At 56.0% G+C, this 18,873-nt stretch carries 16 protein-coding genes; 10 read left to right on the top strand and 6 right to left on the bottom strand.

Annotated features, from left to right (window positions below; all coding sequences use genetic code 11):
* Positions 1 to 704: 704 nt before the first annotated feature.
* The 3 genes from GQS65_RS05990 to GQS65_RS05980 all read left to right on the top strand — a co-directional run bounded on the left by GQS65_RS05990 (position 705) and on the right by GQS65_RS05980 (position 3,458).
* Positions 705 to 1,907, top strand: a complete 1,203-nt coding sequence (locus GQS65_RS05990) for a Cdc6/Cdc18 family protein (RefSeq protein WP_158203764.1) — start codon at positions 705 to 707, stop codon at positions 1,905 to 1,907.
* Positions 1,908 to 2,188: 281 nt separating this feature from the next.
* Positions 2,189 to 2,986, top strand: a complete 798-nt coding sequence (locus GQS65_RS05985; RefSeq protein WP_158203763.1) for a ParA family protein — start codon at positions 2,189 to 2,191, stop codon at positions 2,984 to 2,986.
* Between the two features lies 1 nt (position 2,987).
* The gene (locus GQS65_RS05980; RefSeq protein WP_158203762.1) at positions 2,988 to 3,458 is read left to right on the top strand and encodes a hypothetical protein; all 471 of its coding nucleotides are present in this window, start codon (positions 2,988 to 2,990) and stop codon (positions 3,456 to 3,458) included.
* 522 nt (positions 3,459 to 3,980) lie between these two features.
* On the opposite strand, the gene GQS65_RS05975 is transcribed toward GQS65_RS05980, so the two are convergent.
* Positions 3,981 to 5,369: a tyrosine-type recombinase/integrase gene (locus tag GQS65_RS05975; protein ID WP_158203761.1), complete on the bottom strand. Its 1,389-nt coding sequence runs from the start codon at positions 5,367 to 5,369 to the stop codon at positions 3,981 to 3,983.
* A 173-nt stretch (positions 5,370 to 5,542) separates the two neighbouring features.
* Between GQS65_RS05975 and GQS65_RS05970 the strand changes: the two genes are divergently transcribed.
* The 4 genes from GQS65_RS05970 to GQS65_RS05955 all read left to right on the top strand — a co-directional run bounded on the left by GQS65_RS05970 (position 5,543) and on the right by GQS65_RS05955 (position 9,330).
* Positions 5,543 to 6,709 (top strand): ATP-binding protein, encoded by a 1,167-nt coding sequence (locus GQS65_RS05970; RefSeq protein ID WP_158203760.1) that lies wholly within the window; start codon positions 5,543 to 5,545, stop codon positions 6,707 to 6,709.
* A gap of 245 nt (positions 6,710 to 6,954) precedes the next feature.
* Complete coding sequence (locus GQS65_RS05965; RefSeq protein WP_158203759.1) at positions 6,955 to 7,443, top strand: TIR domain-containing protein; 489 nt, start codon at positions 6,955 to 6,957, stop codon at positions 7,441 to 7,443.
* 498 nt (positions 7,444 to 7,941) lie between these two features.
* Entirely contained in the window at positions 7,942 to 8,367 is a 426-nt protein-coding gene (locus GQS65_RS05960; protein WP_158203758.1) for an HIT family protein, read from the top strand.
* Positions 8,368 to 8,574: 207 nt separating this feature from the next.
* Positions 8,575 to 9,330 (top strand): hypothetical protein, encoded by a 756-nt coding sequence (locus tag GQS65_RS05955; protein WP_199268407.1) that lies wholly within the window; start codon positions 8,575 to 8,577, stop codon positions 9,328 to 9,330.
* A gap of 400 nt (positions 9,331 to 9,730) precedes the next feature.
* On the opposite strand, the gene GQS65_RS05950 is transcribed toward GQS65_RS05955, so the two are convergent.
* Entirely contained in the window at positions 9,731 to 10,009 is a 279-nt protein-coding gene (locus GQS65_RS05950) for a hypothetical protein (RefSeq protein WP_158203756.1), read from the bottom strand.
* Positions 10,010 to 10,251: 242 nt separating this feature from the next.
* Here GQS65_RS05950 and GQS65_RS05945 point away from each other — a divergent pair, with 242 nt between their 5' ends.
* Together GQS65_RS05945 and GQS65_RS05940 are read left to right on the top strand one after the other, a co-directional pair.
* Positions 10,252 to 10,551 (top strand): DUF433 domain-containing protein, encoded by a 300-nt coding sequence (locus GQS65_RS05945; RefSeq protein WP_158203755.1) that lies wholly within the window; start codon positions 10,252 to 10,254, stop codon positions 10,549 to 10,551.
* A 258-nt stretch (positions 10,552 to 10,809) separates the two neighbouring features.
* Positions 10,810 to 11,901 (top strand): hypothetical protein, encoded by a 1,092-nt coding sequence (locus GQS65_RS05940; RefSeq protein ID WP_158203754.1) that lies wholly within the window; start codon positions 10,810 to 10,812, stop codon positions 11,899 to 11,901.
* An 87-nt stretch (positions 11,902 to 11,988) separates the two neighbouring features.
* Here the strand turns inward: GQS65_RS05940 and GQS65_RS05935 are convergent, their stop codons facing one another.
* From GQS65_RS05935 to GQS65_RS05925, 3 genes are all read right to left on the bottom strand, one after another.
* On the bottom strand, positions 11,989 to 12,552 hold the full coding sequence (locus GQS65_RS05935) for a DUF3267 domain-containing protein (protein ID WP_158203753.1): 564 nt from the start codon (positions 12,550 to 12,552) through the stop codon (positions 11,989 to 11,991).
* A gap of 221 nt (positions 12,553 to 12,773) precedes the next feature.
* Positions 12,774 to 14,633 (bottom strand): MBL fold metallo-hydrolase, encoded by a 1,860-nt coding sequence (locus tag GQS65_RS05930; RefSeq protein ID WP_233265049.1) that lies wholly within the window; start codon positions 14,631 to 14,633, stop codon positions 12,774 to 12,776.
* The gene (locus GQS65_RS05925) at positions 14,633 to 15,361 is read right to left on the bottom strand and encodes a hypothetical protein (RefSeq protein WP_158203752.1); all 729 of its coding nucleotides are present in this window, start codon (positions 15,359 to 15,361) and stop codon (positions 14,633 to 14,635) included. The genes GQS65_RS05930 and GQS65_RS05925 overlap by 1 nt, the downstream gene beginning before the upstream one ends.
* Positions 15,362 to 15,810: 449 nt before the next feature.
* Between GQS65_RS05925 and GQS65_RS05920 the strand changes: the two genes are divergently transcribed.
* On the top strand, positions 15,811 to 16,479 hold the full coding sequence (locus tag GQS65_RS05920; protein WP_158203751.1) for a tyrosine-type recombinase/integrase: 669 nt from the start codon (positions 15,811 to 15,813) through the stop codon (positions 16,477 to 16,479).
* A 46-nt stretch (positions 16,480 to 16,525) separates the two neighbouring features.
* Here GQS65_RS05920 and GQS65_RS05915 read toward each other — a convergent pair.
* A partial coding sequence (locus tag GQS65_RS05915) for a BREX-1 system adenine-specific DNA-methyltransferase PglX (RefSeq protein WP_233265048.1) occupies positions 16,526 to 18,873 on the bottom strand: 2,348 nt, incomplete at its 5' end.

Raw genomic sequence — 18,873 nt, 5'->3', positions numbered from 1 at the left:
AAAACGACCAAACGGACGAGCGACCGCGCCTACCGCTACTACTACTGGCAGTGGCGGGAGGGCGACGCATGGAAGAACGAGTATATCGCTCCTGTGAGCGATTAGCTATCGGAAGCGTCTCCACGACGTGTTCGATGAGCGGTGAAAAGCAGACATCTACTCACAGAGGAAGGAAGATGTCTCAAAAGGGGGTTCCACCCTTCCAAGCTTCGGTCGACACACGCACCGATCATCTGCTTGCGCATTAAGCGGGATTGTGAAGCGTACTCGATTTCAATGAAGTCCGTCGGTCAGTTTGCGGAGAACCGCAATGCGGCTCACTGTCAGACACCCCTGATTTCCCGAGAGTATGTTACTTATTCACACGCCAGTGCACGGGGGGACACCCCTCATTTCCTGAGCCCTCTCCAGAGACCGAGTGCCCCTAGCTAATTCAGAAAGCTAGTATACATACATAAAGAGTATGTATCTAAACGGTATTTCTAGTACTACGGACCTTGTTAACAGCATGTGGTAATAAAGCTACTGCTAGGACAAAGGGCATGTAGCTAACTGAACCCGACCGAGTCTTTGAACCCGAGAGCTCCGGAAAACAGGGGTCCCCCCGTAACTTAAACACGTGTTGGCTGCGGAAGCTCAGGAAACTCGGGAAACCACCCATCTTTATCTACTGGCTACACTATCGACTCAGCAATCAAAGAACAATGGGCTTGGAACCATTCACGCAGGACGACCAAATCTTCCGTGACGAGGACGTGCTTCGCGATAATTACCGTCCTGACGATCTTATTGAACGTGACAAAGAACTCAGTGAGTACCAGGCCGCGTTGAAACCGGTGATCAAAGGGGCCCGCCCGCGGAACATCTTTGTCTACGGCCAGACCGGTGTCGGGAAATCACTGGCGACTGCGATGATCATGAACCGGTTGTTGCTCGACCAAGAGAACTATCCTGACATCGATATTGAGGTCGTGGAGCTCACCTGCAAGTCGTTGACCAGCAGCTACCAAGTGACTGCTCACTTAGTAAACCAGTTCCGCAGCCAGGATGAGCAGATCACACCCACCGGATATACACCCGGCATGATCAACGACATGCTCTGGCGACACTTGAACGAGCTTGAGGCCACGCACTGTTTGATTGTGCTTGACGAGGTGGACTCGATTGGGAAGGACGACGATATCCTATACGAGCTCCCGCGGTGCAACGACAACGGGAATGTGGAGGATACGAAGATTGGTGTGGTCGGTATCAGCAACGACTTCACTTTTAGAGATAATCTCAGCGGGCGAGTGAAGGACAGCTTGTGTGACGAGGAGATTCATTTTCCGCCATACGATGCTGATCAGTTATCGAACATCTTGATGCAGCGGGCGGAGAAGGCGTTCACAGACGGTGTGTTGGAAGATGATGTGATTCCGTTGAGCGCGGCCCATGCTGCTCAGGATTCGGGGAGTGCCCGGCAAGCACTGAAGCTGTTGTTCAAGGCTGGTGACTTGGCACGGGAACGTGAGGCACCGAGTGTCACGGAGCAGCACGTCAGAGAGGCGGAGAAACTGATTGAGGAGGGGAAAGTGAAAGACGAGTTGGAGTCGTTGCCGACTCAAAGCCATCTGACGTTGCTGGCGATTTTGATGCTGTCGAAAGGAGACGCCCTTCCGGCGAAAACACGGGTGGTGTATGAAAAGTATGTTGAGTTGGCGGAGTTGGCGGATGCTGATGTGAAGACGGATAGAACGATTCGAGACCGTCTGAGCCAATTGACGTTAAAGGGGTTTCTCGGAGTTGAGGAGCAGAACGATGGGATACACGGCGGTAGCTACCATCAGTACACATTAGAAGTACGGACAGATATCGTGGAAGATGCGTTGCAGAGCCAGACTCGGATCAGCGAGGTATTCCACTGAATGTCGGAACGCTTGGACCGGCCCGGCGTAGACCTCGTCTTGAGGTTGAGTGAGGACAATGCGGCCCGTCGATGTGGTAAGTGCGACTTGGATGCAGAGTTCTACGTCTACACCGATTCTGTAGCTTCAGAGTACGTCTGCGGCGATCACTTGGATGACGCCGTACAACGAGCTCAAGCCTGAATATCTGACTAATCTAACACAAGATAGCTCAGATACGTCAGATACATCAGTCACGTCTGACACACTCTTTTATCGAAGTAATCAGATACAGCAGATAGATGACTGAGATACTGGCAATCAGTAATCAGGCGGGGGGTGTCGGGAAAACCACGACGTCAATCAATTTGGCAGGTGCCCTCAGCGAGCTGGGGAATAAGGTACTACTGGTGGATGCCGACCCGCAAGGAACCGCGACTGAGGGCACAGGATTTCGCGACCTGTACAACCAGAAGATTCCCTCACTTCACCAGATCATGGTCGACCCGAGCCGGACCAGTGAGGTCAACGACATCGTTGAACACCATGAGGAGTTCGACGTCATTCCAGCAAATAAAGCGATGGACGCCCTGAAAGATATGTTACTGACGCAGGTGGCGAACAGCGAGATGCGGTTGAAAATCGCGTTAGACGAACTTGAGGAAGAGTACGACTTCGTCCTGATTGACTGTCCGCCAGACCTCTCACAAATCCTCGACAACGCTCTGATCGCCGCTGAGAACGTGCTGATACCGGTCGAAGCAACTCGGCGGAGCATTCGGGCAATCGAGAAGATGAACGAGGAGATCGAGTACTTAGAGAACAGCTTCCCCGGTCAGATAGAGCAGATACGTATTCGAGGTATTGTCGTGAACTCGGTTGAGCCAACGCCGAACAACGACACCAAAGAGATGCTGGAGTTCTTCAACGACGCTCCGTATCCTGTGTTCGAGGTCCCCGAGCGGGTGGCGATCCGTCGAGCGTGGAATAACGGTGTCTCGATTTTCCAGCACGATGACCCAGCACAGACGGCGTCTGCTCGTGATGCGTACATCGCGATCGCGGAGGAGCTGTCCGCTGAACAGGAGGTGACTGCGTAAGATGGCGGACGACCTGGATGAACGGAAGGAAGATATGTGGGGGATGGACGAGGTCCGTTCAACCGGTGCTAGCTCAGAAGCTGTAGATACGCAAGATAGCTCAGATACAACAGAGCGGGGAACACCACCAACGACGGACGACAACTCAGATACGTCAGACGCATCAGATACAACACACACGTCAAAAGCATCAGTCACGTCAGATACTACAGAAGCGAGCGGCGAGACTGTTCGCCAACTGGCGATTGACGCACAGCGAAAGCAGTTAGCGGTCCGTGATCTGCACAACGTCAACGTATACCTGTACGAGAGTATCTACCGCGAAATGGTGGCGACGTTCAAGCAACTAGATTCTGAGTATTTCCAGCAACACGGCGATGAGCTCTCGAAGAACAAAGAGTTCTTCAACGCCGTATTCCGTGCTGGCTTAAACAGTCCACAGCTCCGCCAGGAGCTGGAACTCGACGACTGAGTTCAGATTTCTCAGATACGTCAGATATGCCTGTTCGCCGATAATGTGCGAGTGAGAATGGAAACTGCATGATTTGGTTGTTCTACAGCTGGGCACCTCTAACAGCTGGGCTACGCCAAAGTGGCGTGAAACAAAGCCACTCCGTTTCTTGCCGGTTTTATTAGACAGAGAGCGTGAGTCTTGCGGGGGGAGCTATGTCAGATTCATGCTCCCGTTACGGTGGATGAACACGATTGTAACGCCACATACGACCCCTCCGAACCCTCCCAGAATCGTCGCCCTCAGTGGAGTGCTACCAAACAGACCGGCGTTGATACCGACGGAGACAGCCACCCAAGTCAGCGTCATTACTGCCACAAATCCTAATGGGTTCTCTTCAACACTCAACATGACTGAATCTTGGCTATCGTCCGGTAATAATCCTCGGACAACTGGTATTCAACTTTCGGCCACTGATACACTCGCGGCACAAGTCTAACAGCTGCGTCATATCTTTCTGCTCTGGAATAAATAGCCTGACCTCTAGTGACTCCGTTCGTCGAAGGCGTCAGCGAGCCGTTCGCGCATGAACTCGCGGCGAGTCCGGCGGGCTCGCTCATCGGAGAGGTAGTTCTCGTGGACGACCGAGGCGTCCGAGGAGCCCTGGTCGGCAGCGATCTCCCCGATGCCCTCGAGGAGTTGGCCGAGGGCCGCCGTGTAGGTGTCGTACCAGAAGCGCCGACAGAGCTGAGGTGAGGGCCGTTCGCCGTCGATAGTCTCGGGGAGGTCAGCATCGTCGGCGAGGTCACGAAACCACGCCCAAACCCGCTCTCGGCCAATGTGTCCGGCGTCAGCAATCGATGAGGGGAACAGGTAGCCGTTCCACTCATCGCCTTCTCGGTTCGCTCGGTCGCCAGTCACCGTCGACACCGTACCATCCGTCCCAACCGCACGGTTCGTAGACACCGCACGCACCGCAGACACCGAACTGTCGAGCAGGTCATCAAGGCGTTCGTCGAGGACGTCCAGCCCGTAGAGGATGTTCACCTCGCCCGGCCCGTTCTTTCGCTCCTCGAACCGGAGGTATGGCCCGTCGTCACCGTTGCGATGAATCTGGGAGATGTGGAGTGCGGCGACCTCGTTCGCCCGCAAACCCCACCCGGCGAGCGCGACGACCAGGAGCCGTTCGCGGGGAGAGTCGGTCACCGACATCAGCGCCCGGACGTGGTCGGCGTCGAGGGCGGGCGAGTCGCTCGGTTCGACCTGCCACTTGAACTCGGAGTACAGACCCGTCGCGGGGTTCGCGGCGGCTACTCGGCGTCCGACGAGATGCTGATACCAGTCGTCGACGACGCCCCGAACACGCCGTTTCGTCCGGGGGGCGTACTCTTCGTCGTTCAGGTGGTCGAACGCCGCGTAGCACGCATCAACGGCTTCGTAGACGGGTCGTTCGGAGTCTCGATGGACCGGTGAGAGCAGGTCGTCGCTTCCGTTCGCACTCGCGTACGCCCGCACGTAGCAGTTCAATCGCTTGCGCATCGCTGCTATCGAGGAGTCGGCAAGGTCGTGACGGTCGCGACGCCGATCCAGGAACCGTTCGAGCGCGTCGACAGTTGCGTCGTCGTCGGTGGCCCAGTCGTAGCCGTCGTCGACGTCCCCGCCGAGGTCCTCGTTCCAGAACTCACCGAACGACAGCCCGTGGTGGCGTCGCAGCGCCGCGAGGAACGCTCGGAGGCCCTCGTCACGGAACCACTGATGGGTGGGCTTCTCGGTGTCGGGGTCACCACCCGCAGCCGCGAAGCGAGGCGCGACTTGCTCCCAGTACAGCTGAGCGAACTCCTCGCGGTCAAGCGTCGACCAGCGCACATCCTCGAACGGATTCTCGGGAAGAAGCCGGTTCGCTGTCCCGTCAGGGGAATCTGAGTCGGCCATATTCGTGTTGCTCGGCGGTTGTTCTCGATTGCTAATAACTCTGTGGCACTAACGGACCGGAAGAGTCCGTTTGACCCACGCCATTTGGTGCTGATACTGCCGGGAAACACGTAAACTGTATGCTGCGATACCGATTGGTTCAAGACTGAGCGCCTACCAGTACCACTACTAATATGCAAAATTTAGCCCTCTCAGACGTCGAAGAGTCCGATCTACAATCTTTGGTCGACGACGGCGTACGCGAGACGAAGGAGTTGGAATTCAAGCGAGAAATGAATCCACACGCCGACTCGCACAAGAAGAAGGTCATCCATGAGGTAATCGCACTTGCCAACGAGCGCGGCGGTGATCTCATTCTCGGGCTCGACCAGGATGACGTCGGGAGGGCCAGTGAGGTCTGTGGGATGGACATCCCCGACTTGGACGAGACGAAAGGAACGTGGAACGATATCTTCCGAGACTACATCGAGCCGCGCATTTCGCCGGGCCACCTAGAAGTCGAGGGGGTGGAACTCGCAAGCGGTCAGAGTGTCATTCTAATCCGTGTTCAGAAAAGCCCAGCCCGGCCACATCGAAACACAATCAGCCGACGGGTCTACCGGCGAACGTCGAGCGGGCTGCAAGAACTGTCGATGCTCGAAATTCGACGAGCCATCCTCGAATCCGAGGGGGAAGAGTCGTTCGAGGATCTCATGGACAATCTCAAAGAAGAGCGTCTCAACCTCATCGAGTCGCGTGGGAACAATCTCCCCACGCCGCTCCCTACTGGACCGTGCGTCGTCGTTCACCTCTTCCCGACCGGGATGTTCGATATCGACCACGGAATTGACCAGCGTGACCTTCCACTCCCACCGCTGTTCGGTAAGCCGAAGGCAGTGCCGCCGGGCGACCTGACTGGCGATGGGGTCGTGATGACCAATCAGCGGTTCGGTGGCGAGTCGCCCAACTACATCTACTTCTCCGAGAAGGGGTACATCGAGGCAGTCTCCACGGAGTATTTCAAGCGCCCGACGATGGACGCGTTTCAAGACCCGAAGGCGGGTGCGATCGATCCCGTCCTCGCCAACGACGTCTTGCAAACGGTCACGTACTCGATGCCGAGGTTAGACGACATTGGTGCTGAACTCCCTGTCTATGCCCACGTCACGCTGCTCGGAGTGGACGGGTACTTCATGGGCCGAAACGAGGGTCATCCGGCTCGAAACTCACCAGGTGGTCTCACCGACCAGACCGAACTGCCGGTGGTCCCAATCGACTCGTTTGACGACGATTTAGATGACCTATTCGAGACGTTGGGACGTCTCTACCAAGTAGATCGGTTCACCCCTCGATACGTTTAGTTCTACGATCCTCAGGTCCCTCTCGATACTCTGTCGAACCATTCATCCGTGAGAGGGAGTCCGTACTCCGAGGAGAAAAGTTGCAGTTTGGGTAATTCTCGAAATCAATAATTGCCAGCGAGTGAAATATCCCGCCAACCAGGTGGCTTTCGAGCAGGTTAATGGGCTCGTCGCGACGGACCCATCCACTGGCAGGGAAGTGAGTCACCATAACACACAATATGTACAAGGAAAAAGAGATAGACATGGTCCGACGAATCTTCCCCAGCTTCCATTATGAAAACGACCTGTCTCGAGCCAATACGGTTCGGAATAGCTGGGTTACGCAAGACCGCTCAGTCGCAGGTTTCGTCGACGCAGCAGAGTGGGAGGAAGTTAAGGAAGACGGTGACGACGCAATCGAGGAGTGGATTGACGAACAAATGAAGAACACGTCAGTGACGGTCGTGATGATTGGTAAAGACACACACGAACGTAAGTGGGTCAACCGAGAAATCGAGAAGAGTGTTGAGAAAGGTAAGGGACTACTCGGAATTCATATCCACAATATCAAGGATTTGAATGGCAACTACGGAACAAAAGGTCCGAATCCATTTTCGTCTTATCGAATCACAACTGACGGGGCCGAGATGCCACTTACACAGAAATATGATACGTACGACTGGGTAAATGACGATGGGTACAACAACCTTGGAGACTGGGTAGAGGATGCAGCGACCAACGCTGGCCGGTAAGGATGGATTCTGAAGAGGAGTTTCACAAATCACTGGACTACATACAGGCAGTAATCGAAAGACAAGCAAACAATTCGTTCAAGGTTAAGGGATGGACCATTGCACTTGTGGTCGTTGCCCTCCTTTTCAGGTCTGATGGCTTTCAGTTCGTACTCGCCTATGTTCCACTAATTGGATTCTGGTATCTTGATGCATACTATCTGCACTTAGAGCGCAGGTATAGAGCGCTATACGCGCGACGTATTCTAAATCAGCCGACAGAAACTTGGAAAGTTCTTGCTCTCAAAGCGGACAGAACTTTAGCGGAACCACCGGTACGTCTGATGGTATCCAAGTCAATTTTGTCGTTCTACGGGATTGTATTCGTTCTGTTATCATCGTACGTTCTACTCATACTTCTATTCCCTGCTGAATTTGGCACGTAGCTATTCGGATAACGTGAGCTAGAATGGTGGGTTATGAGTAAAGTGTTAATGCTACTCCCTAATCCAACTACGTATGACCAACTGTGAGTTCTGTCAGATTGTGGCAGGCGAGGCTCCTGCAAGTATTGTCTATGAGGATGACGTTTCACTCGCTATTTTGACACTGCGACCGATGAGCCGGGGTCACACGCTTGTGATTCCGAAGGAACATGCTGCTTCCCCCGCGGATCTGGACGCCGAAACTGGTGGTCATCTATTCAAGATTGCTACGGAGATAGCAGGTTTGCTCAAACAGTCAGAAGTCGGTTGTGACGGTGTGAATTATTGGCTCGCAGATGGGCCGACTGCCGGTCAGGAGGTCTATCACGTTCACTTACACGTTATTCCCCGAGTAGAGGGAGATAGCATTCAATTGGATGGAGACCGCTTGGACCCAAGCCGTTCGGAGATGGACGAAACTGCCAAAGAAATCAGACGTGTGAGTGAAGGAACAACGTGAATACCTCCAGCTAGTGTTCAGGAGCCACCAACCACGTCCCTCAAGGGAGAGACGATCGTCTATTCACTCAGCCCATCTCTCATGCGTCACCGAATCGTCTATTACCACCACCCGATAGACAAGCGCTATTCGTTAGCGTTTGTTGCCCATGACGCCGGTGAACTTGCGGCTCGTTACGACACTCACGCAGACGGTTCCGTGAAGGCAATGGGGTACCCACTCTCGGGGACCACTGTCTACTGTCTGTACACGCACACAGGGGCGTCGGGAACGACGGCTGATCTCGAAACCACAGAGGCTGAAATCGCCGCTGCACTCGACGAGATGCACCCTGACGACCGCACAATTGCTATTCGCCTCCTCAACATCTACGAGGGGGTGCTTGACGAGGAAGACGAAGCGGGAGACGGCTTGGAGATTTACAAAGAGCTTGAGATGGACAATCTCCCCCGCGCCCTCGCTCAGGTCGACTGGAGCGGGACGGCGGCCGAGATTGCAGGCCGTCTGATGTCCAATCTCATCTTGAAGCACGCACTCCCGAATGCGAACCATCGGTGCAGTATCTCGCTGTTAGAGACGTACCTGGAGTTCTGCTCGCGTGAAGACGCACTGAAGTTCTCGATGCCGCACACTCACACGCCAGCGTTCGAGTGGCAAGAGTGGGTGAACGAGTATATCCGAGAGTCGAAACGGATACTCACGATTCGCCGGAACAACGTCCGGTTCGATGCGCTTCGCGACGCTGGCTGTGAGGTCGTCGTCCGGAAGGGAGACATTGGGATCCACCTAGCGGAGTGGAATCTCGATATGCACTACCGAGAGGCGTGGACCGAGTACGCACAGTTACACGAGCACCTCTGCATCGGGTTTGCCGAGGAGGTCACTCGTCGAGGGGGCGCTCCAGCGTTGGGTGAACTGTCGGGGCTCACCAAGCAGGAGTTCGCGTCTCTTCTCAGAGAGTGACCAGAATCAGCTACCAGTACGAAAACCGCAGGTGACTAATCCTGCAAGTGCGCGTTCGATCGACCGACCTGTCGGTAGTACTCCCCCTCTGGGAGGTCATACCGGCATTCGAGATTCCGGACGGTCTGATGGAAGTCCATTGAGTCTCATGTGTATTCACAGTCTGCCGACTGATAAACGTAGCGTATAGGCTAAGTCGTCAACACAACTCCTGTCGCGACTCGTAACTCGGTAACTAGCTTGAGGAGTGGACCCAGATGTTCTGTAGCATCCCATGGGCTCGCGCTATCGTTCGAGATTGCTGCTCGACAGAGGCGTGCTGTGCAGATTGAAGCATGCCGACGACGTCGTGGGGTGCTGGTTCGTTCCTTTCTTCGGTTAGAAAACAGAGTACGAGTGGTTATTCCGGCGTGCCGATGACGGCTTTACCGTCGTTCATCCACTCTACTATCTGCTGTTCGTCGATTCCAATTCCATCACCGGCACCACTCCAGTGCGAAAAGTGAATTCCGACCTGTCCACTGGGTTCGGCATCAGAATCGAACGTGATCTCTTCGACTTCCCACGGGTCTGGCTCAATCTGAGCGTCGCCGTGCTCAAGGAAGTCGTTCGTGATGAGGAGGTCTCCGACGGCGAGGGTCGCTCCGTTACTGAGCTCGAGGGAAGTGAGGTTTCCCATATTATGCCGTCTCTTGGCTGGCTACTTGGCTACTGTCGTATCGGAGTGAAAGTGATCATTGGAGTACGGAAGGCCATTGTCTCGATTCCATGTACATATATGTTCACAATACGGTACAGAAGCACTGTAGCAAAATCAGAATGGTTGAGAGTAGACAATTTTTGGTTGATATGCCATCAGGACCGCTATGACTCACCGTCTGAGTGCCAATGCATATCCAATCAGCGACCCAATCACCCACAATGGAAGCGAGCACCAACCCACGAGTTGTGAAGACATCGGGAGTGCTCCACGGTGGACCCCGTATTGACGGCACCCGAATCAGTGTGTTCGTAATTGGTGAGTCAATTCGACAGGGCGAGCAGTCCATTGAGGCCATCCTGATGGGGTTCCCTGACCTCTCGCGCGAACAGGTCGCAGTCGCGCTGGAGTATTACGACGAGAATTCGGAGTTGATGGGGTATCTGCGCCTGCAGCGTGACCTCACCCGCCAGCGAATGCTGGAACAGTCGTGTGCTCCGGTTGAGAACTCTGACGAATAGGGCGGGCTCAAGAGCCGAGAATGCGTACCGAACACATCGCACGAGACCCCCCCATGTTCGAATGTATGCGCAACTACTTGCCTCCTTGTCGGGGTATTACAGCGGGTATTACCACATAGCCATCTACTGACGAGTCGATGAACAGCCTCGTCGGTACGGGTGTCGATGATCAATCCCACTGACGGTGCCCTTGAGGTCTGTCCGCAGCACCAACGGAAGTAGAGCAATTCAAGTGGCTGTATCCAGACCTGTCCGTAGATGGATACGTGGTGGAATCGACGCAACGGTGTCGCTCTTACCGCCATCGCCGTTGTTGTCTTCGTCGCCGGTGCGCTTCTCTTCGTGCCGAGGTACACCGGATATTCAGGAACTAAAGTCCTCGGAGTAGCAACAGCACTGAGCGCCATTTTCACGCTCGCACGCCATGGCGTCGCACTCTTTGACTTCTTATTATCAGACAAGACGGAAGAAGACAATGAGCAGTACAACGAGCTTCGTCGAGAATTAGAGGACGCCGAGGAGGACCTCATTGGGTACGACCGGGTGACGCGGATCTTGGAGGCACGGGAGATAGACCCGTATTCGCTGCTGAATAGCCAAACTGACTCGTCACACTTCCTATTGCTGAATTTCACCAATCAAAGCGGACCCCCACTCCCAGTGCCAGCCGTCGAGGCACCTGTCGGTAACGGCACACCGGTAGCCAATCACGAGGACCTACCGACACCCGAGGAGGAGGACTCGAGATTCATCCGAAGAGCAATCGAGACCGACTTTGACGCGCAGGCGGTCTCGGCATTCACGTGGATAATCCCCCCGTGGGTGGTCGAAGAGGAAGGACTCAGTGATGCCACGAAGGCGGACCTCGACGAGTGGGTCAAGCAGAATATCTACGACAGGTACGACGAGGAGTATCGAGCATTCATGCCCCTCATTGCCCTCGTTGATTTTCGGCGGGCGACCTCTCGTGTCGATGAGAAGGGGAAGTTCGGGACTGCAGCAGACAAAATCATGGCGGGGTCGGAGGAGTTCACGGAGCGGGATTATCTAAACGCGATAGCAGCACAGGATGTGAATCTACTTGAGGTTGTAAAATCCGGGGAACTGGTCTACTTCCTCCCACTGGAGGTGGATCAAGAAACACTGGAGACGTTCAGTGACCCGGAGCTGCAGGAGGGCATCATGGAGTTCGTTGAGGAGTCTGGACTCAGCGCTCTAGCGGATGATGAAAATATACCACATCTCGTAACGGGACTCGAAGCAGTCGGGATTGAACGAGCAGAGAGCTTGGCACGTGAAATCAACGAGAGTGCCAAGACGTGGAAGTGGGCAATCGCACCGAGAGCCTAACGCCATGAAGGGCCGAGTGAGCAGGCTCGAACGATTTCATCTGTCGTCCTGTCGTCGTTCAACTCTCCAGTTGCCTGTACGAGCGGTTTAGCCGGTAGGGTGAGCGTACAACTCCAACCGCTCGTCGCCTGTGTCGTCGACGTAGACGATTGTGCCCGTTGGCTGGATGAGCAACCAAACAGCACCGGCCACGTCGCCTGCTGCCATCGTGGTGTTGCACAGCAGGACGAACACATAGGCTGCGATGAGGATGGGTGACGTGGTGATTCCCAGCAGTGCTATCATGACCACGTTGATTACAACCAACGGTGCGAGCAGTATCGCGATATTGTCCCATCGAGTCACCGCCTGCTGATTCGCCACCACGTACGGATTCCACAATCGCCACCGAATCGTCGGTTCGTAGCCGAGCGCTCGCTCAACAGATGCATGAACCAGTTCGTGGACAATGACGAGTGGAACAACCAACAGGAGCGTTCCAAGTGTCTGTAGTGGTGATGCCCCAGCAGCTGCCTCCCAGACGGAGACGACGGGCAGCATCACGAATGGAACGAGTGCGATCCCAATCGACAGGAGTGAAATCGGGATGGGGCCGATTGGATACTTCCGATAGCGCTGGTAGCCGCTTGGTGAGGTCGGTGTCGATGTCATACACGCTTCGCTGAGTGTCTACCTGACTTAACCGTGGTGTCAAATACTGGTCGACAATGTTGAATATCTCCGGTATCGTGTCGAACCCTCGATGCCGATACTTCTGTCCGGTCCACTCGCGGAGTCGGTGGGGACCAGGAGCACCGTGTCAGGACGTGACTTGTTGAGCGTGTATCCCGACGGAACGCCGCAATCCAGAAGTGAACGTCTCCGAGTGGTGGCTACTGCTGTATGCGTTTTAGCTCTTCGCGGACGATTGCGCGAACCTCGGCTTCGGTGAGTCCGCTATTGCGGTCTTCAGCGACGGCACTGGAGAGTGCAGTCATCGTCTCTCGCAGCGAGTCGAGTTGGTCATCGAGAGTCACCTGCTCAGACGGTTGAGGTTCAAGTGCCTTCGTCGCCATCTCGTTGGTTGTCTCGGCATGAATCGCCAACGGGGAGAGGGGTGCGAGACGCGTCACCTGATCGACGGTCTCGACGTTCTCGACTAAGTGGGACTGGAGCGCCTCCTGCGCGTAGTGCGGGCCGTGCACCAACCCGATGGTGTCTGGACTAACGTGGCGTGCGAACGCGAGGAGGCCCGCCTGTGACGCGTGCGCACTCAGGCCATCGACTGTCGTAATCCATTCAGTCGGAACGGTAATCGTGAGGCGGGCGTCACCTGTCTCTTGCTCTTGGACCCATCCGACCGAGCCAGTTGCGGACGGCCAATCACCCGGTGGGGTGATCGGGTCGATATCGGGTGTCACTGTCGGGGCTTCGCCATCCGCTCGTGTCGCGGATTGGAGGGCACGGCCCGCGGTCCCGACGGCTTGGTACCCCGTGAGGACAACTGCAGCATCGTCGTAGCGCGCCGCTAGCTCGGCGAGGTATCGGGGAGAGTTCCCGCCGGTGAGCATTCCCGACGGGGCGATGATAATCGGGATGTTCGTCCCCTCTACAGGGTCGTATGCGTCGAAGACGCGTTGTCGGTCTGCGTCATCGTCGGGGACAGTGACGTTGTCAGGGAGAAACGGCTGAGAGACCCCACTCTCGTGGATCATGTTGACCAGACTCTCGTCGAACAGCGAGTCATCGCTCGCATGGAGATGGTAGAGGTCAGTGACCTCCTGGGCGAGACCGTCCAACACGATGTGGACGTCGTCTGTGAGCGACCCAGGAAGCGTGTGAAGGCGCTGTTGGAGTAACAGCAGAATCATCTGTGCACGGCCGACCGCAAACGTGGGGATTAGCACCGGTGCCCCTCGTTCGACAGCCTCCGCGATCGCCTCAAAGAGATTGGACTGGGCAGTACTCGTCGAGGTGTGGGAGTGTTTGTTCCCGTATGTCGACTCGGTGATGAGCGCATCTGCGCTCGGAGGCTTGGCGATGTCCGGGAGGTAGCCCGCTCGTCCCCCAAGATCCCCTGAGAACACGATGCTGTGGCCTGCCGTCTGGAGCGCTACCCATGCACTTCCGAGCAGGTGGCCCGCTGCTCCGAGTTCGAATGTGGTGGGGTCGTTCTCCGAGACCGGTGCATACGCTTCGACGCGGTCCGTCCCGTACTCGACCGGTTCGAACCGGTCACAGACGTCGGTGACATCCTGCGACCAGAACTGTTGGGACCGACCGGGTCGTCGGGCCTCGCGCCGATGAATCTTCAGCGAATCCTCCAGCATCGTATGCGCAATCTGTGCCGTCGGCGCGGTCGTGAGAATCGGAGCTTCGTCGTCGAGCAGGCCCTGGTTCTCCAGCACTGGGAGCCCACCAGCGTGGTCGATGTGTGCGTGGGTCAGAAACACCGCATCGATCTGTTCTCGGTCGAGGCCGCGAAAGTCCGGGAACTGCCCGCCACTGCCTTGGTTGAGCCCACAGTCGATGAGGAACGTCGAAAAGGGCGTCTCGACGTGGTAGCAACTCCGGCCCACCTCTCGTGCGCCGCCCCGGGGAACGACGACGAATGGCGTCTCGGTGGTCGCTTCGAGCCCAGCGTGCGCTAACGGGTCGAACTGTTCGTTCGCTTCGGGTGGCTGCCACGGGCCGCCACCGTGGTTGTCGGGAGGGCTGCCTCCTGTCCCGTCTTCAGAGTCGTTGTCCATCATTATCGGAGCACCTCCTCAGCGTGGAACACCGAGCGTTCGAGTTCCTCGCCAGCAAAGGTGACAGGCCGCAACAGGTCGTCGGCTTGGCGCGACATGACCGGCAGGAGGTCCTCCAGATTGGAAAGCGACGGGCGGAGGGGACGACTCCGATCGCCGTCGCGAGCGAGGTGCTGGAGGCGGTAGATCGCCGGCGTGAGCGACAGGTCGTCAACGTTCTCGGCGTCTCGCTCAGTGTAGTAGCGAGCAATCCCCGCAGACCCCTGTGATTGCTGACCCTGTCTGAAGGGCTTCGCAGTCACGTGTTCGACAGCCGTGAGCTGAATCGGTGACCGTGACTGGCCGGGAAGTGTTTCGCTCAACTCTTCACGCACCGCTGTCGCCGAAAGTGCCCCATCGCGCTGGAAGTGAGCGATTCGCATCTCTCCCTGGCGTTCGTAGAGACTCGGCTTGACGTGGGGCGCACCAGAGTCAGCGTTGGTGGTGACGAAGTGCGTTGGCACCTCGACGACGTCCAAACTCAACAGCGTAAGCGCCTCTCGTTCGACAGGGTACTCTGCGACAATCGCATCCACCGCATCGGAGAGTCCGTCAAGCGCCTCATCGACGGCCCACGCCTTCGTATCCCCACGAGGACGCTCTGCGGGATTGTCGAAGTAGATCGTCGTCTCCGGGATGTACGCGGTCGTCGGAACCTGAACCGCCACCGGATATGACGGCCGCTCGAACATCTCGTGCGTCGTGTCGTGTTCGCGCGAGCGATGTAACTGGACCGTCGCTCGGACCGGAAACACGGCATTCGGCAGTTGCTCGAGGACGTCGAACGGGTCTGGATTCTCTAACAGGACGGTCTCTGTTCGTGCAGTCTGGGTCGCGTGTGACATAGGTCGATATTCAAGACCGAGTGAGTCTCATCCCCGTGACCCACTCTGCCTTGACACACTCATGCTACGCGACTGGCATAAACCTAGGAATAGCTTGGTGAAAGTGAACCACGACGCTGCATCGCCTGCTCTTGAGACGCATCGGTCCAAACGATTCGGAGGAGGTACTCGATGCCCGCGAGTGGAGATGGCCCCCCCGATGTCCCTGGTCATCCATCGATTTTGCAGTTGAATCTCACTGAGCAAACCACCACCAAGCAGTGGTAAACTATCGTGAATCGGGAGACAGCGCAGGTATGGTAGCTACGCGGGAGCGAGCTCTGAGTGAGCGTGAGTTCGAGTTGTTATTAGAGGGTGCTGGTCGGATTTCCGATATCCAACGTCGGCTCGAAACCCGGGCGGCGATCCTCATTGGTGGCCGTCTTGGGCTTCGACCAGGTGAGACGACCCACCTGATTGCGTCGTGGGTGGATAAAGAGCGTCAAATGATTCAGATACCACTTCACGAAGCTTGCTTGAAAGGACGTGATGGCGGCATTTGTGGCTACTGCCGCCAAGCAGTGAAGCAGCGACTGGATTACCGCTCGAATACGAAGTTCCAAAAACTTGCAAAGGACTACTGGACGCCGAAAACAGAAGCTGCGTCTCGGACCATCCCATACCACTTTTCCTATCGTGTGCGGATTGCAGTCGAACTCCTCCTTGAGGAACACGGGGGCTGGCCGTATTCGTTTTCAACGCTCCAGCGACGGCTGGAGACTGCTCTTGAGTTGTCTCCAGAACTGGCCCCCGATGCTACCTCTCTCCACGGGTTGCGTGCCACTGCAGCCTCATACCACGCTGGGAGAGGGTTAGACCTCCCAGCACTTCAGGCCATGTTTGGATGGGAGGACATCGCGACTGCGCGCCAATACCTGAATATCGATGGCGCAATGACTCGACGAGCACTCGATAGTGTCCACTAGAACAAGGCTACGAGTGGGCCGAGTGATACGATAGAGGGTGTCTCGGCTACTCCATCGGCCCAGCGTCTCTCAGCTGCGCATACTTCTCCGCGACCATCTCGAAGTACGCATCAGTCATAATCCGGGGGTTCGAAACACGGTGGAAGTCATCGAGTATGAACTGCATCTCCCCTTCATCCAGTCCGTATGCGTGGAACGCAGCAGCGTCGACCTCTGCCTGCAGTTCACGCCGCTTGCTCATCTCTGTCGCTGGTTTGATACCCCCAAGACGGTCACGCATCTCGGCGAACGCTTCGCCGTAGCAGTTGAGCCGTGCCGCTCGGTCGGCGATGTAGTGGAACCAGTCGTCACCCTCGGTCAGGCGTGGGGCCTGTGACTCCTCGAACTTATATTTCGAAGCGTGTGAGTCAACCTTCGTTCGCATCAAGAAGTCGAACGGGACGCTGTTGATGAGCCCGAGTGCGACGAACAGTTCTTTGTCTGTAAAGACAGGGTCGTAGGCGCTGTGCATGGGGTGCGTTCCGAGGTCATCCTTGGTGGGGTTCGCTTCGAAGGGGCGAACCGTATACAGCGTGTGGACGACCACGCCACCGGGGGGAATCACTGCCGCGATGAGTGTTCGCTCGTCCGTTGCACGGGCAACTTCACGGAGGACCAACCGGTATTCAGAACAATGAAGCCGGACATCGTCCATCGAGAGTTCGGGCCGTCCGAACTCCTCGGACAGTAGCTGATTCACAAAGCGTTTCTGGGAGCTGGAATTGATATGGCTAAACTCAGGGTCGTCAGAGAATTCATTGTAGATTGCTTTCTTGAGGCTAATCGCAGCATCGCGGGCACGGAAGTTCTTTTCTCGGACGCGGTACTTCGCGCTCAGTTCTTCGTCGTCTTCTTCGACACTCCACAGCGAGAACGGTTCGAGGTTATCCACATACGTGGGATCATAACAGAACTGGTGGACGTTCTTTCCCTGATAGACAGGATAGTCGCCCGCGGTCTCATCCTCGATGAATCGATTTCTGTCCCGTCCCCGATCCAGTTCTTTGTACAGGACAGTCCGCCACGCTCCTTCGATGTCTGCCGCCAGCGGTGGAGTCTGCAGTATCTTATTGAGTACCGATACCTCTTCTTGGTCCTCAATATTGGGGAAGATACGCGCACCGGGCGAGTACTCTTTGAGGATTCGTGCGGGGATTTCCAATGCCACGTCGTCGATTGACCGGAGGACATCAACAGAGGTCTGGTGAAATATTCCACGGACTGTGTCGGTACTGCCTGCTGTCCGAAGAGTGACGATACCGAAGTTATACCTGGAGTCGATATCAGAGAAAATCCCCCGATTTTCGAATCCAACTAGATTCTGTATCTCGGACTCTTCCAAAGCGTGTACCCGCAGGTCCTTTCCAGCAGCAGCGTTGAAGAATGGGCCAGGGAGGAGCTGTGAGACGTACCCACCATCTCTGACGATATCATAGACACGCTCAAAGAACAGCAGTGAGAGGTCGTTGGTTCGCGAGACCTGCTGACCTTCGACGCTTGGTGCCTGGTGTTGATACTCTCCGCTCTGGTTGATGTAGATCGCTTGGCGTTCCTTATCGCGCTGGTACCTCTCCCATTCGGCGGCGATTTCCGGCTGTGACAGAAGTTCTTCGACCTTCTCATCTTTCGCGGTAGGTGGACGGCTCCGAAACTCGGTGTCGTACTTTGGGAAGAAGTCTGTTCGGTAGGGCTTCAGCTCATCCCACGGTGGGTTCCCAATGATGACGTCGAAGCCGCCTTCTCGGTAAACCGTTGCGAACTCGAGCACCCAGTGGAATGGGGAGAATTGCTTAAGTTCCTCGATGGAGGTGTCCTCATCGACTAGTTCGTTGAACTGGTCACGGATTTTCTCATTGAGCTCCTCGCTATGCGTGTCGATTTTCCCCTCTGCCATCTTGCGAGCGTTCTGCGCTTCGCGTGCCGAATCAGCAGCGCGGTGGCGATCCTGCTCTTGAATGATATCCTCGAAGAGGTCCTTGACCGCAGTTCCAACTCCCCAATTCGATAGTGATGCATCCCCCGCGTCCTCCCGTGCGACTTCTTGCAGTTCAGTGAATCCAATGAGCGAATTACCTTGGCGGATATTGAAATCGATGTTCGGGAGCGGCTCAACCTCGCTCGGGTCATCCTCGATATCAGCGACCATCGAGAGCCACAGACGCAGCTTGCAAATCTCGACTGCCCCATCTTCGATATCGACCCCATAGAGATTGTTCAGGATAATCGACCGCTTCGAGTAGAGTGAAATTCCTCCGTGGCCGCGCTCTATTTCCTCTACCTCTTCACGGCTACGACTCTCCAGTTCCCAGCTTTTGCCTTCAGCATCGAGGCGCTGGAAATACTCAATGCACTGCA

Origin of the sequence: Halomarina oriensis, from assembly GCF_009791395.1 — an archaeon.
Lineage (GTDB): Archaea > Halobacteriota > Halobacteria > Halobacteriales > Haloarculaceae > Halomarina > Halomarina oriensis.
The sequence above is the reverse complement of the archived record's forward strand: the minus strand, read 5'-3'. Positions and strand labels throughout refer to the sequence as shown.